Source organism: Photobacterium nomapromontoriensis (assembly GCF_050336815.1).
GTDB lineage: Bacteria > Pseudomonadota > Gammaproteobacteria > Enterobacterales > Vibrionaceae > Photobacterium > Photobacterium nomapromontoriensis.
In genome coordinates this window covers 44,578-58,467 of sequence record NZ_JAKJSL010000051.1, presented here as the reverse complement: position 1 = coordinate 58,467, position 13,890 = coordinate 44,578, and the positions used below count along the sequence as shown (strand labels likewise).

12 protein-coding genes and 1 pseudogene are annotated in these 13,890 nt (G+C 46.4%); 8 read left to right on the top strand and 5 right to left on the bottom strand.

Annotated elements, in window-relative coordinates; all coding sequences use genetic code 11:
- Positions 1-228, top strand: a pseudogene (locus tag L4D12_RS21065) (group II intron reverse transcriptase/maturase); the annotation flags it as partial.
- Between the two features lie 160 nt (positions 229-388).
- Here the strand turns inward: L4D12_RS21065 and L4D12_RS21060 are convergent.
- Entirely contained in the window at positions 389-1,420 is a 1,032-nt protein-coding gene (locus L4D12_RS21060; protein WP_428449803.1) for an AraC family transcriptional regulator, read from the bottom strand.
- A gap of 176 nt (positions 1,421-1,596) precedes the next feature.
- Here L4D12_RS21060 and L4D12_RS21055 point away from each other — a divergent pair, with 176 nt between their 5' ends.
- The 3 genes from L4D12_RS21055 (at position 1,597) to L4D12_RS21045 (ending at position 4,064) form a co-directional block, all read left to right on the top strand.
- Positions 1,597-1,977 (top strand): MFS transporter, encoded by a 381-nt coding sequence (locus tag L4D12_RS21055; RefSeq protein WP_428449802.1) that lies wholly within the window; start codon positions 1,597-1,599, stop codon positions 1,975-1,977.
- The gene (locus L4D12_RS21050) at positions 1,970-3,193 is read left to right on the top strand and encodes an HlyD family secretion protein (protein WP_428449801.1); all 1,224 of its coding nucleotides are present in this window, start codon (positions 1,970-1,972) and stop codon (positions 3,191-3,193) included. The genes L4D12_RS21055 and L4D12_RS21050 overlap by 8 nt, the downstream gene beginning before the upstream one ends.
- 226 nt (positions 3,194-3,419) lie before the next feature.
- Positions 3,420-4,064 (top strand): hypothetical protein, encoded by a 645-nt coding sequence (locus tag L4D12_RS21045; protein ID WP_428449800.1) that lies wholly within the window; start codon positions 3,420-3,422, stop codon positions 4,062-4,064.
- 2 nt (positions 4,065-4,066) lie between these two features.
- Here L4D12_RS21045 and L4D12_RS21040 read toward each other — a convergent pair whose 3' ends face one another.
- On the bottom strand, positions 4,067-5,239 hold the full coding sequence (locus L4D12_RS21040; protein WP_428449799.1) for a cation:proton antiporter domain-containing protein: 1,173 nt from the start codon (positions 5,237-5,239) through the stop codon (positions 4,067-4,069).
- Positions 5,240-5,405: 166 nt separating this feature from the next.
- Between L4D12_RS21040 and L4D12_RS21035 the strand changes: the two genes are divergently transcribed.
- The 4 genes from L4D12_RS21035 to L4D12_RS21020 are packed head-to-tail and all read left to right on the top strand — an operon-like array spanning position 5,406 to position 10,224.
- The gene (locus L4D12_RS21035) at positions 5,406-6,869 is read left to right on the top strand and encodes a TolC family protein (protein WP_428449798.1); all 1,464 of its coding nucleotides are present in this window, start codon (positions 5,406-5,408) and stop codon (positions 6,867-6,869) included.
- Positions 6,866-7,852: an HlyD family secretion protein gene (locus L4D12_RS21030; RefSeq protein ID WP_428449797.1), complete on the top strand. Its 987-nt coding sequence runs from the start codon at positions 6,866-6,868 to the stop codon at positions 7,850-7,852. The genes L4D12_RS21035 and L4D12_RS21030 overlap by 4 nt, the downstream gene beginning before the upstream one ends.
- 6 nt (positions 7,853-7,858) lie before the next feature.
- Entirely contained in the window at positions 7,859-9,046 is a 1,188-nt protein-coding gene (locus L4D12_RS21025) for an ABC transporter permease (protein WP_428449796.1), read from the top strand.
- Complete coding sequence (locus L4D12_RS21020; protein WP_428449795.1) at positions 9,043-10,224, top strand: ABC transporter permease; 1,182 nt, start codon at positions 9,043-9,045, stop codon at positions 10,222-10,224. The genes L4D12_RS21025 and L4D12_RS21020 overlap by 4 nt, the downstream gene beginning before the upstream one ends.
- 67 nt (positions 10,225-10,291) lie before the next feature.
- Here the strand turns inward: L4D12_RS21020 and L4D12_RS21015 are convergent, their stop codons facing one another.
- From L4D12_RS21015 to L4D12_RS21005, 3 genes are all read right to left on the bottom strand, one after another.
- Entirely contained in the window at positions 10,292-10,768 is a 477-nt protein-coding gene (locus L4D12_RS21015; RefSeq protein WP_428449794.1) for a CreA family protein, read from the bottom strand.
- 153 nt (positions 10,769-10,921) lie between these two features.
- Entirely contained in the window at positions 10,922-12,565 is a 1,644-nt protein-coding gene (locus L4D12_RS21010; RefSeq protein WP_428449793.1) for a methyl-accepting chemotaxis protein, read from the bottom strand.
- Between the two features lie 204 nt (positions 12,566-12,769).
- Entirely contained in the window at positions 12,770-13,846 is a 1,077-nt protein-coding gene (locus L4D12_RS21005; protein WP_428449792.1) for a hypothetical protein, read from the bottom strand.
- Positions 13,847-13,890 lie beyond the last annotated feature (44 nt).

Genomic DNA, 13,890 nt, shown 5'->3' with positions numbered 1-13,890 from the left:
CAACTCAAGCTCTGGAAGAAGCCAAGTAAGCTTCATCGAGAATTGAAACAGCGAGGATATAAACCGCCGTTTAGTCACATACGAATGACAGGCTGGAGAAGCTCTGCGAGTCCGTTATCGAGCTACGCTATGACAAATCAATGGTTCAATGAACTTGGTTTAGTCAATATTGAACATGTTGTGACAGGGCATGTGTTCAGCACTTACGCTGAATGGAAATGTACATGAGCCGTATACGAGGTCCGTACGTACGGTTCTGTGAGAGGGATGAGGCGGCGACGCCTCACCCTACTCGATGTGTTTGTGTACTTATTACTTATTACTTATTACTTATTACTTATTACTGTTATTCCCCTTGCTTATTCATCTTCCAGTGTCCTTGGGGGGATTAGAATTGGCAGCGCTCAAGCAGCTTCTCTTTATACAGGGTGGGGGTTTGGCCACGCTGGCGCTGAAAGGCCTTACTAAAGCTTTGGGTGCTGGTGTAGCCGAGTGCTTGTGCAATCTCTTTTATCGGCAGATCTGCCTGCATATATTTAATTGCTTGATTACACAATACATAGCTTGTGATGGCGGTAAAGTTCCAACCAAAGTTGTGCAATCTGCGCTGAAATTGCTGGCGGGAGAGATTCAATCGACTAGCAAGAAAATCGACAGTCGGGTAGCCATAATACCGAGAGTAGTTGATAAGTTCGTAGAGCACCTTGGCCGTATCATGAGGCTGCGGCATATTGAGAAATTCATCCATTTCTAGGTTAGATAGCATCATAGGCCGGTTATATTGGCAGGGCTGTTTGTTGCCATGCTCTAAAATAGACAAATCAAGCCAGACTTTGGTGCGCGGAGCATTCCAGCGTACATCACAACCGAAAAAGGCCTCAAGTTCACCATTTCCACAGCGCGGTCCGCTGATTTCAACATGCAGTGGCGTATAGTTTTCCCCCATGAAGTATTTCAGCGTATTGGTCAGCATACACGCCATTCTCAGGCTGTCATGAAGCCTCCCTCTACCATGAGAAAAATGGTTGTCATAACACCATTTGATGATTTTTCCTGATATTTCCCCATGAAAACTGGCGCCTGATTGTAGGCAAGATGTCCCATAGTTAATTCGGCGAAAAGCCAAGGCGAGATCCGGGGTAGAGAGTAACCAATTACCTAACATATCTACCTGCGTGAAGGTTAGATCGGGGGCAAGTTTAGCCATATAAGCCGGATCATCAACCCACGTTTCAATGTCTTCTAGCCATTGGTTTACGTCCATAAAGGGGAGCAGCGACATGGATTCGGTAAGCAATTTGTCGGGTAGCTGCAGCTGGCTAGGGGTAATGCCATAGTGTTTTTCCAGAGCTCGAATCACAGGACGGATCAAAATTGATCGAATAAAAGAGACGTCAAACAAGGTTTTAGGTAAAGGCATAGTGGCTCAATTTTTACGTATGACATGACTGGTGTGGTCAGATTGATTCAAATATTAGCACTGTTTTAATTAAATCGAACCACTAATAGTGCGTAGATCACTTTTTTAGGCAAACTGACCACATAAAAATTACATGTTAGTTCAATTATTATTTTGAGTAGAAGTGGAGCAAGTGAATGAGTCTGGTCAGTATGCCATTTGTCGATACTGGGGTTGATACTGCGCTGCATATTGTTGCCGCTGTGGTGTTGATAGGAACGATAGCCGCTGCAGGCTACGGGTTCTGGCGGATCCATGAACTCCCGATTCAGAAAGCACACACCAAAGAACATCACCAGCTGGGATTGATCACTGCCCTGACTTGGATCGGTTTTATCTGGCATTGGGTATGGGTGCTGGCGGTGTTTATTGCCTTTGTTGATGGAGAGCAAGCGTTACGCCGTATTCGTGATATCTGGAAGGGGGATGATGCGTCATCTTCACCGCAGAACAATGTCTCTGAAACGCAAGTGAATACGGTGCCAGCGATCAGCAAGAAGGAGATCGAAAATGCTTGAGGGGTTAGCGGTATGGGCACTGTTTATCTATTTATTACGCATGGTAGGGATGCCGTGGAATAAAGCCACCAAAGCGTTTGCCTACCTAGGGGGGGGGGGCTGGTTATTATTTGTTTGGGTTGGCTTAATCACTTATGCACCGATGGATATGTCGGGTGGCTCAGTGGTGCAGTCTCCCCATATTCAGCTGAGACCCGGTTCGGCACAGATCAAAGGCAATGTCACCGACATTTTTGTTCACCCCAATGAAGCGGTGAGTAAAGGACAGCTAATTTACAGCTTGGATGACAAGCCCTATCAAATTGCCTTGAACAAAGCTAAGGCGACGTTGAATGCGGCTGAGGTTGGATTATCAATCGCCAAGGAAGATGTGCGTATTGCTAACGAAGATTCACATGCTGCGTTGAAAGATATTGATATCGCGAATAATCAGCTGGTAGCGGCAAAAGAAGATCTGCAATGGAAGCAAACCACATTAAAGCGCTATGTTGATCAAAACAAGGCGGTGAACCACACCATCACCGAAACGCAATTGGATGAGCAGCGCACTGCGGTTGAGGTCGCGAAAGCTCAGTTAGTGACATTACAGTCCAAGCTGGAGAAATCCAAGCTGGCGGCAGATCGGGCTCAGTTAGGCTTTGAGAAGGCGAAACTGTTGGTAAACAGCCGTCAAGTTGATGTGCTGAGAGAGCAGGAAAATGTGGCTCAAGCCCAGTGGAACTTGGATAACACTAAAGTGTATGCCCCAGCTGATGGGTATCTGACGAATTTCATTACCCGAGAAGGACAGTATGTTGGAATACTTCCGCGTATTCAGATGTATACCAATGAAAAGTATGTCTTGATGCGGGTGAATCACCAAGCGATTCGTAACGTAAAAGTAGGCCAGCGCGCGGAATTCACCTCGGCGGTTTATCCCGGAAAGATTTTCAATGCGCAGGTGGAAGGGATCATTGAGGCAACGGGTGAAGCTCAGGGCAGCTTGCTGGCAAAAGATGCGAATGTCCGTCAGACCACAGGGCTTAATGCGATGAATAAACACCACTTTGTCCGACTTAAGCTGGATGAATCTGCAGGGTACGACATTCCAGTGGGATCGGTGGGGCTGGCATGGATCAGTGCTGAGAAGCCGATTAGTTTTATGCAGTTTCTGGATGTGATCCGAGGCATCATTATTCGTATGAAATCCCAGATCTACTATATTTGGTCCATGTAACCCGTGTGATCTAACCGCGTCATATACTGCCAGGGAGGAACTGAATCCTCCTCCCTATTTTAACTACACTGATTGTAGTGGCTGCAATTTCTCTTGGCTGAGGATTGCAGCTTTTTTTATATGTGTATCCCAGTTAACTCAAGGTGCATGATTCAGGGTAAAATAGTGAAGGTATAGCAAATCAGAGAGGCGACAGATGTTATTGCGACAAGGCTGGCGGTGGCGAATGGCAGATCGAATGAAGTTGAGGATCGTCACAGGCATGGCTTTTCTCATGGCGCAAGGTAGTGCTCAGGCAAAGCCATTAACACCAGACATTGAATTAGGCGATACGGTGGCGTCTGTCGCCTCGCTGCCGACTGCGTTTGATTGCTCTGCGATGTTTGATGAACAATTAACCTATTGTTTGGATAAGCAACGTCTATTTGGCCTTGATGCCGAACTGTTGGTGATCCGTTTTGATAATCAACATGTGGCTGAAGTGCAGTGGCAAATACCACTTACCTTGTCCAATTATAATACTGTGTTGAATGGCTTGCGGCGTGATGGTTATTCCTTTGTTTATCTCAAAGTTCATGATGAAAAGCTCGATGTATTGGCGGGCTTGCAGGTGCTGGACAGTCAAACATTGGATCAGCAGATGTTTGCATTAGCCAATCAATCAGATTTTACCGCGCAACGGGAGTACTGGTTAATGGATAACCGGACTTTCCAGAACGCGTACCGTAAAGGGATCGCCGATGTTGAAGCCTGGTTGGCTAGTGGTCAGTCGCAAGATGGTTTGGGTGATGAACGGCAGGTGATATTTCAGGTTGACTCGGACATGATAACGCTCACATATCGTTATCCATTTGCTCAGCCAACTGAATAACCTCAGTCTTGACGGAGTTTGTTGACCGGCGAGATTGGTGTGGGAAAGCGTCTAACCACCCAATAGGTTGAAATAATGAAGGTGGTCATGGTCGCCACCTGAATGAACAGTGCGGCTTGCATTGATAATAATCCGGTTTGCATTGCCGCATAGGCAACTAAAAAAGAAAATTCGCTGGCTTGGCTTAATCGGGCGCTAAGCTCTTTGCGCATAACAGGGGGCTCTTTGGCTAACTTGAGCGTAAGCGAAAATCCCCAGAATTTGACGATAACTAATACCCCGCCGAACAATAACCCCAATAAGCTGTAGAGATTGGCTTGGCTAAGATCCATCCTTGCCCCGATAGCGAAGAAAAACAGGATCAAAAAGAATTCCCGTAACGGTTTAAGGTGGACTGAAATCGCTTGTGATACCCGGCTGACAGCGATGGAAATGCCGGCAATGAAGGCGCCGCTTTCATAGGATAACCCCACTTGATGACTGAGTTCTGCCCAGAGAAAACACCACGCCAAGGTGGTCACAAAGGTGTATTCTTGTATGACATCAAACCGGGTAAATAGCGGCAGAATAAGATAACGCACGCCAGCAAACGCTAAGGCGCAGACAGCGGCAAACTTACCGAGCATGATTAAAAAACTGAGTAGCATAATATCGCCGTCACCCATGTTGATAAAAATGATCACACTGATTGCGAGCATGTCTTGAATTAGCAAAATACTGGTGATCATCTCGCCCATTCTTTTGTGATGAAGCGTTGTTGTCGGGATTAACTTCAGACCAATTACCGTACTGGAAAACATCAAAGAGGCAGCAATGAGGCTGGCATCCAAAATAGAAAATTGGATAGCCAGACAAAACAGCAAGGTGATGGAGAAGAAAAAGGCACAGGTGGTTAGCGTGACGATGGCACTTTCTTGAAATAAGCTGAGAAGTTTTTTCGGTTGTAGGTTCAGCCCGATCAAAAACAGGAGCAATATCACGCCAATATTACCGATTTGGGTGATGTTTTCTGCACTGGTAATGAGATTGAAGCCATGCGGGCCGATAAGCATGCCTGCTGCGATATAGGCCAGGATGATAGGCTGGCAGGCATAGAGAAATAGGGTGCCGAGTATGGCGGCACTGATGATAATGGCACACAGCTCGAAGATCAGTGGGGCTAACTCAGAGTCCATAGCAGCCGTCGAGTGTCAGTTGGATGAGTCTTAAGTGTGGCAGATCTGTCGTTAAACAGGTCATCACGTATTAAATTGTCTTAATTCTTCTCTGCGTGTTGAGTTTTAGAGTTAACACTCTAAAATTGGTACACCTAGGCAAAATGAAAGGCTTAAAGGGTCAAAAATGAAGATGAAGCCATTAGCGGTATTAATGTACAGCGCCGTGATGTTAGGCCCGGTAGTTGCTCAAGCTGCCGTTGAGCCAGCCATGAGTCCCCCCCATGAGGCCCAAGCTGAGAGGCAACATCCGGTCAGTTTTACCGATGCTTGGCAAGTGGTTGTGACTGGTAATGATGGTCTGGCCGCTGAGCGTGCCAATGTTGATCGTTCTCGTTATATGCAAGAAGCTGCGCGCGATCTCTACTTACCGAAAATTACCGCCACGGCCAAATATACTCGGCTAGATAAACCCGTTGAGATCAAACCTTCTGATCTTATTGAGAGCATGCCTGCGGGTGATACGATTGGCCGATTGGCGCAGTCATTAGGTATCAGTACCTCTAATATCGATAAACTTTTTACTTCCCAGTTGACTGATCGTGATGTTTTTACCAGTTCGATTCGCGCAGTCTGGCCTATTTTTACAGGCGGTAGGATCAACGCAGCTCAAGATATTGCTAAAGGAAAAACGGCGGAAGCGCAGTATTTAATGACAATGAAGCAGCAGGCGACATTTGAAGACTTATCCAAATTCTATTTTGGTGTCGCCATGACTCAGCAGGTATTGAATACCCGGATTGAGGTTGAGCAGGGACTGAAGAAACATTTTGAGCACGCTAAGAAGCTTGAACAACAAGGCCAGATTGCCAAAGTTGAGCGATTACAGGCACAAGCTTCTTATGATAAGGCTCGGGTCGAAAGACAAAAAGCTCAGCGTGATATGGAAATTGCTCAAGTTGCGCTGACTCAACTACTTAAGTTAGATACACCTGCCGTCCCTTCTACTCAGTTGTTTATCAATACCTCTTTACCTCCCATGTCGGCGTTTGTCGAAAAAACGCTGGTGGATTACCCGGGTCTGCACATTCTTGATGCCAAGAGGCAACAAGCTAATGGCCTGATCGACGTGGAAAAAGGCAAGTATTACCCAGAAGTTTTCCTGTACGGTAATTACAGTTTGCATGAAGACGACACCCTTGCCGCTAAAACCGCTCCGGACTGGGCTGTGGGCGTGGGGGTGAATATCCCGCTACTGGATAATTCGGGTCGCTCGGGGAAAGTTAAAGCCGCACACAGTGCTGTGAAGCAGGTGGATTACCTGCGTGCGCAGGCTGAGCAGGATCTTACCGTACTGGTCGAGAAAACCTACCGTGAAGCAATGCAGTCACTGGAGGAATATAACGGTCTGGCATCAAGCCTGTCATTAGCGAAAGAAAATGTGTTCTTGCGTGAGAAAGCCTTTCGCCAAGGTTTATCAACGTCATTAGATGTGGTTGATGCCGAGTTATTTCTTGCCAGCGTGAAAACCCAACGTGCTGCCGCCGCGTATCAGTATGTGATTTCTCTGACGCGTTTGCTCGCGGTGAGCGGTGAAATCAACAGTTTTAATCAGTATCAGCAATACCAAGGTATAGAGGTTCAGTCATGAGTAAGTTGAAGTCGAGTGCAGCAGTAATGGCTGCTGTTGTACCAGTTGCTGCGCTAGTAGGGTGGCTTGGCTATAACTTTTGGCTGGCTTATCAGCCTGAGCCGGTTCGTATGCAAGGGCAGATTGACGCTCAGCAATATAATATATCCTCGAAAGTGCCAGGGCGTATTGAGCAAGTATTAGTGCGTAAAGGCGATCAAGTCACGCAAGGGGAGCTCATTTTTACGCTACTAAGTCCAGAAATTGATGCCAAGTTAGAGCAGGCCAAAGCGGGAGAAGCCGCTGCGGGGGCTCTGGCTGAACAGGCCGAGAAAGGGGCGCGCCATCAGGAGATCGCGGCGGCGAAAGACCAATGGCAAAAAGCCAAAGTGGCCGCTGCCTTGATGGCAAAAACCTATAAGCGACTTGATAACCTGTATAAAGACGGCGTACTTTCCGAGCAGAAACGCGATGAGGCATATACGCAGTGGCAGGCATCACATTTTACCGAACAAGCCGCTTTTCAGATGTTTACGATGGCGCAAGAAGGCGCGCGTGAAGAAACCAAGCGGGCTGCATTTGATAAAGTACGTATGGCGGCTGGGGCGGTTGCCGAAGTGGAAGCGTATGCTGCCGATACTCAGGTCACCAGTTGGTTTGATGGTGAAGTAACTCAAATTCTCCTGCACCAAGGTGAGCTGGCTCCACAAGGCTTCCCGGTTGTGAGTGTGGTCGACATTAATGATGCCTGGGCGGTGTTTAATGTGCGAGAAGATAACCTGAAAAACTACCCAATGGGTGCAACGTTTGAGGCCGTTATTCCAGCACTGGCTGATGGCCCTCATACCTTTAAAGTCACCCATGTTGCGGTATTAGGTGATTTTGCAACGTGGCGAACCACTGATCCTGCTCAGGGTTTTGATATGCGTACTTTTGAGGTTGAAGCGCGTCCGGTAACCCCGATTGACGGGTTACGTGTGGGTATGAGTGTGATTGTAGAGTAATCACGCATGATATCTTATCAACCTACGACCACGGGTAAAGTCAGTAGCTTTACTCAACAGCTACTGCGAGAGTGGCGGCTGATCCGCAAAGATGGCTGGCTCGGTGCCATGGTGTCTTGGCTGCCATTATCACTGTTTATATTGATGTGGGGGATATTCTCGGTTGGGATTGCTCGGGATTTACCGATTGGTGTCGTTGATCTTGACCACAGTAAGCTGTCCAGACAGTTGATCCGTCAATATGATGCCAGCCCGGTGCTATCTGTTACGGCGGCTTTTCCATCTATTGATGCGGGGAGCCATGCATTACGGGGTGGTGATATCTATGCCCTGCTGGTGATCCCCTCGGATTTAGAATCTCATACCTTACTGGGTATGGCTCCGACGGTAACGACGTTCTATAACAGTCAGTTTATTTTGATTGGCAAATTGGTCCACTCGGCTGTTGCACAAGCTCAAGGCACGTTGAACGCGCAGATCGATACTTTAAAATACATGGTATCGGGAGATGTTGTTCCTCGGCAGGCATTAGGGCAAGCCGTTCCGTTGCAGTCTCAAGTTACGCCGTTGTATAACAGCAACAGTGATTATGGCCAGTTTCTGGTATCTGCGCTGATCCCGGCGATCTGGCAGATTGCCATCGTTGTTACCACGATTATGGCGTTAGCTGCCGAGCAGCGGGGTGGCGGAATGTCCCGTTGGCTGAACCACCAACCGGTACGAAATCTGCTGGCTAAACTACTTCCTTATACTGTGCTTTTTGTGGGGCAGGGCATGCTGTTCCTGCTGGCTCTATATGGGCTGTTAGGGTGGCCGATGCATGGTCACTGGAGCATATTGTTAATTGCTCAATGCTTGATGGTAGTGGCTTGTCAGGGGATCGCTTGTTTGCTGTATTTGCTACCGCTTGATGCAACTAAAGCGATGAGTTTGGCGGCGGGCTTAACCGCACCTGCTTTTGCTTTTGTCGGGATAACCTTTCCCGCGACCAATATGCCAATACTTGCTCAATGGTGGCGTGCCATCTTGCCTGTCTCACATTATTTAGAAGTGCAGGTCTATCAAGTCAATCAGGGTCAGAGTTGGCAGCAAGCAACACCACAACTGATCGCTTTACTCTTGTTTGCGATTAGCTTTTTGGTTGTTGTATGGCGGATCAGGCAGTTGGCTGGTCGCCAGGAGGCTGCGTTATGAGTTGGCGAACACTGTTTAAATTCGAACTACGGGCGATATTTACTAATCCATCTATTCTGTTCACCGTGTTTGGCGGGGTATTGATTTATTCGTTCCTTTACCCGATGCCTTATTCCCACCAACTGCCGCGAGAACAGCACATCGTGGTAGTGAATCTGGATAAAACGCAGCTTAGTCGACAATTGGTACGGATGGCTGATGCGACGCCACAGATAGAGGTGGTGGCGGAAGCGGAAAGTATTGCGGGTGCAAAAACCATGATCAATGCGGGTAAGGTACAAGGGATGTTAGTGATCCCAGCCAATTTTAACCGTGATGTATTGTTGGGGAAAAGCCCGACCTTGGCTTACGCTGGTGATGCGGCATATTTTTTGGTCTACGGCACAATAGTTGAAGGCTTGTCGACCGCGGGTGGCACGCTGGGGGCGCAAGTGAAAGTGGCACGAATGGTATTGTCAGGCGACAATATCGTTTTGGCGGCTGAGCAGTATGCCCCTATCAAGGTTAACATCCAGCCGGTTTTCAACCCGACGATGGGGTATGTGAACTATGTTGTTCCCGCGGTGTTTATTCTGATCTTGCACCAGACATTATTGATTGGCGTTGGATTGCTTGGCGCGGGGCAGAGTGAGTATCGACTTGCTGGAAATAGCGGTTACTGGCTTCACTATGCGGCATGGAAGGTGTTGTTGGTCAGAGGTATTGTGTTTGCGGGTATTTATTTTCCGCTGGTGATGTACTACTTGGGCTTTAGTTTTAATTTTTATCAGATCAGCCGTTTAGCGTCGATACCGGATTTATTGTTGGTTACCGTTCCGTTTCTGCTCAGTGTGATTTTCCTTGGGATCATCCTCGGGCAGTTGATCGTTCGGCGAGAACTGGTCACCGTGGTGGTACTGATGAGTTCGTTGCCGTTGGTGTTTTCGGCAGGGTTCATCTGGCCTGTTGAAGCTATCCCCGCACCGATTAATGCATTGGCCCAGTTGGCTCCTTCTACCCCAGCTATCAATGCATTCTTACGGTTGAACCAGATGGGGGCCAGTTTCGACCAAGTGTTTGGTTTATGGTTACAGCTATGGCTGCAGGTGGTGGTTTACGGTGTGATTGCGGTGGGATTGATGGTTCGAGTAAAACGCCAGTCTAAACCCCGTGTCAGTACGGTGAGTCACCCGATGTGACCATCGCCATGGTGTGAAGGTAGATGATGCAAAAAGAGCGATACGGATTAATGTATCGCTCTTTTTTTTATTGTTCGACTTGTGGCGCTTGATACGCTTTCGTTCCCCAAAGCGGTACCGTAGATAGGCTGTGCTTGAAGCTGCCTTCGGTTTCTTTTGTGGTGTAAGAGAGGTAGAGCAGGGTTTGGTTCTTCGGGTCGAAGATCCGTCTTACTTTCATCGATTTGAAAAAGATGCTTTTTGACTGCTTAAACACCACTTCACCCGATGCGCTCTTATCGATTTTCGCGATCATCTCAGGAGTAATATCGCCGGTCTGTCGACAAGAAATAGAACTATCACTTGGGTCTGAAAGGCTTAAGTTCGCTTCAATTGAGGCGATATGACAAGTCACACCGGTGACCTCTTCATCTTGAAGTGAGGATATTTTGATGTCTTTCAGGGTGAACATTCCTAACGAAACATCACCGACTTCATTATCAGAACAACCTGCAAGTAAGGTAGTGGCAGCAAGCACGCTAGCAAGTAATAACTTTGATTTCATTGTTATTCTCCATCATTTTTCATGATGATAGCAGTAATTAGCCTGAGACCCTAATGGCAGCCCTGTTATCAGCCGTTGTTCACGAATAAACGCGAGTGATCCCATGAAATGGAGAAGTATCACTCGCATCGATATGCGCTGAGAAGGGACGGATCAGAGTTTAAATTTACTGGTTAATGACGCTAGACGCTCACTTTCGGTTATCAGTGTTTCACTGGCCGTTTGTGTATGGTGTGCACTTTCCATTAAGGTTTCTGATGTCTGTTCTATTGAGCCAACACTGGTATGGAGATCGTTAATCATCGCCGTTTGTTCTTCTGTTGCAGCAGCAACCATGGTCATCATTGACGAGATATTTTCAGATGCGTGATAAATCGCTTCGATAGAATCCCCTGCTTTTTGTGTTTGTTCGAGCCCGGATTGCATTTTTAGTCGACTTTCATTCATCACATCACTGGCTTGTGACGCTTTGGCTTGAAGCGCACTGATAGTCATGTTGATCTCTGATATCGAGGTTTGGGTTTTTTGGGCAAGGTTACGTACTTCATCAGCGACCACGGCAAACCCTCTGCCTGCCTGTCCCGCGCGCGCGGCTTCAATGGCGGCATTTAGCGCTAATAAGTTGGTTTGGTCGGCGATAGAGCTGATCACCTCAGAGACGTTACCAATATTCTCACTGTCAGCATGTAGTTCATTGATAACTGTTGAGGCTTGGGTGATGATCTGGGACAGCGCTTCACTCTCTTCAATGGAGCTGCTGACAATATACCGACTGTCTGAAGACTCTTTGGTTGAAAGGCAAGCTTGCTCAGCGGTGTCATTGGTTTTATCGGCCACTTCATTCAATGCGACTTGCATTTGTGACATCGCATCAACGGCTTGGGTCATTTCAACTTTTTGACGGTCAGAGTTTACGGTCGTAATTTCAACTTGATCATGGAGTTCTCTGCTGATGCGACGAACAACACCCGCACTGTGGGTGATATCGCTGACTAGCGTGATCAGGCTTAATTGCATTTTATCGAATGATTGAGCAGCATCGCCAATCTCATCTCGGCCAAACACATTGAAATCTAATCGTGTGCCTAAGTCACCTTGTTCGACATTTTTCATTTGTGTCAGTAGCACGAGCATTGGTCGTTGAATTTTTTGTCTCAATACGTAGCTCAGAATAAAGAGTGCTAAAATCAAAATGGAAATTAAAACACTGGAGACAGTGATCAAATAAGTAATTTTATTGGATTCAAGCTCTTTAATGTGAAGTGACTCGCTGACTAAATTGCCTTGCAGCTGGCTTAATAAACCCACCGTATGATCGAAAGGAGCCAGCATTGGCCCTAGCATATTCGCGCGAGCTTCGATTAATTGACCATTATCTATTTGTCGTACATATTTTTCTTGCATAGTACGATATTTCGCAATGCTGCTGCTGTAGTCATTGACGAAATTTTGAATTCTTTGGCTATTAACGATAGCCTGCATTTGGGTCAGCGTGGTATCAACCAGCCGTTGGTTATCATTAATTTTAGCTAAAATAGCCCGGTGCTCGTTTTTATTGTCTGTTAATCCATAGTCGAGCGCAAATCTCCTGTAAGTTACTGTATAATAACGTAAATCTGAGATTGTAGATAAAAGGTTTACATTATTATCGACGACTGAATTGAAGTTATCTCTGACATTTGAAATGGAAATAAACAGGTACACACTTATCCCCAATATAGAGAGGATAATGATCGAAAAAACGGCGCGAAGGGATTGAACAATAGTAAGTGATGCCATACTGAACATTTTCAACATAAATTCCTTAGCTTAAGCTGATGTTAGTCCTTATAATTTTGCGGCACTTTATGCTATTTAGGTATGAATGTCTAATCGGTGTGAACGATTGAATTGATAGATGAATATTATATTCTCCCCGTTATCTCAAGCGGCTGGATTTCGTTGAAATACGCCGCTTGGATAGCGGGGAATCGGTATCGCTTATTTTCGGACGCTAGCGATTTATTCTTTAGCTTGATGGTGGCTAATTTGCCAGAGCTTCTCTGCGTGTGTACCAATAAGCCAGAAACTGAGGGCTAACGAGGCAAAGAAAATGGTTTTGTGCATGGAATCCCAGAAGTATTCAAAGAAACGCGTGTACAAGTTGATCAGCAAGAATGTGATACCAAAGCTGCGGGCTAGTTTATCGCCATTGCGAATGCCATAAAATAGTAACCCTAGACAAATTAAACCGGATAATAGTGCCCAGTGGATTAGCTCTATTTGCGATACTTTTGACCAGTCGGCCGCATTATCGTAGTTACCGACAATGGAGATCAACCATAGTGCAGAAAGAAGGTATAGTAATCCCATGAAGCGGGTAGGTTCATACAAATAATCGTATTGTTCTTGGTTTATGGCTGGTAGCTGATATTTTTTGTTTGGATTTTTTAGCCACCATGCACTTGTAAGCACCATTAAACCTATTACGACAAGTCGCCAGGCCATATTTAACCCGAGGAAGTAACCGCTAGGCTCTACAATGTAGCGGGTAAATTCTAGTCCCCAGCCAGCAAAGCTCAGTAAGGCAAATAACCAGATCAGCATACTGGAAAGGCGTATTCCCACGATGCTATAGACAAGGGTTAAAATGAGTAGAAAGAAAGAGACATCAACGCCTTCAAACCATGGTGTTTCACGTAGAAAGCCTGTCGATACGGCGGTAAACAGCACCCCAAAGAAGTAAATTGCTTCGTTGCTAAATTGTTTTTCTGGGTGCTTTTGTCGACGACGAAAACCGATGAAATAAGCCAGTAGTGCTAAGCATGCACTGATGACGGTAAGTACACTCGCCGGTGTATTAATCAGTTTAGCGAGTAGCGTCATTAGATAGTCGTCGGCCAATAAAACGCCGATAGAAATAATAAAACAGGTGATAGCAATCCAGAAGGAATAGACAGCGAGTAGTTTCCAGTCAAAACCAATAATGGTGTAGCTATCACGGAGTGCCTTAGCCGTGTCTACATTGATTGTTTGTTCTTTTTCCCAGTGCGCTATTGCCTGATTTAGCGTTTTAGCCTGGTTTTTAGTGATTTTCATCGTGAAGCCTTCATAAAACAAACACGCAGCCTAAGCTGCGTGTT

Bases quoted from the DNA above. Each gene is read 5' to 3' on its own strand.
- L4D12_RS21060 (WP_428449803.1), bottom strand. From the start codon at position 1,420: ATGCCTTTACCTAAAACCTTGTTTGACGTCTCTTTTATTCGATCAATT.
- L4D12_RS21055 (WP_428449802.1), top strand. From the start codon at position 1,597: ATGAGTCTGGTCAGTATGCCATTTGTCGATACTGGGGTTGATACTGCG.
- L4D12_RS21050 (WP_428449801.1), top strand. From the start codon at position 1,970: ATGCTTGAGGGGTTAGCGGTATGGGCACTGTTTATCTATTTATTACGC.
- L4D12_RS21045 (WP_428449800.1), top strand. From the start codon at position 3,420: ATGGCAGATCGAATGAAGTTGAGGATCGTCACAGGCATGGCTTTTCTC.
- L4D12_RS21040 (WP_428449799.1), bottom strand. From the start codon at position 5,239: ATGGACTCTGAGTTAGCCCCACTGATCTTCGAGCTGTGTGCCATTATC.
- L4D12_RS21035 (WP_428449798.1), top strand. From the start codon at position 5,406: ATGAAGATGAAGCCATTAGCGGTATTAATGTACAGCGCCGTGATGTTA.
- L4D12_RS21030 (WP_428449797.1), top strand. From the start codon at position 6,866: ATGAGTAAGTTGAAGTCGAGTGCAGCAGTAATGGCTGCTGTTGTACCA.
- L4D12_RS21025 (WP_428449796.1), top strand. From the start codon at position 7,859: ATGATATCTTATCAACCTACGACCACGGGTAAAGTCAGTAGCTTTACT.
- L4D12_RS21020 (WP_428449795.1), top strand. From the start codon at position 9,043: ATGAGTTGGCGAACACTGTTTAAATTCGAACTACGGGCGATATTTACT.
- L4D12_RS21015 (WP_428449794.1), bottom strand. From the start codon at position 10,768: ATGAAATCAAAGTTATTACTTGCTAGCGTGCTTGCTGCCACTACCTTA.
- L4D12_RS21010 (WP_428449793.1), bottom strand. From the start codon at position 12,565: ATGTTGAAAATGTTCAGTATGGCATCACTTACTATTGTTCAATCCCTT.
- L4D12_RS21005 (WP_428449792.1), bottom strand. From the start codon at position 13,846: ATGAAAATCACTAAAAACCAGGCTAAAACGCTAAATCAGGCAATAGCG.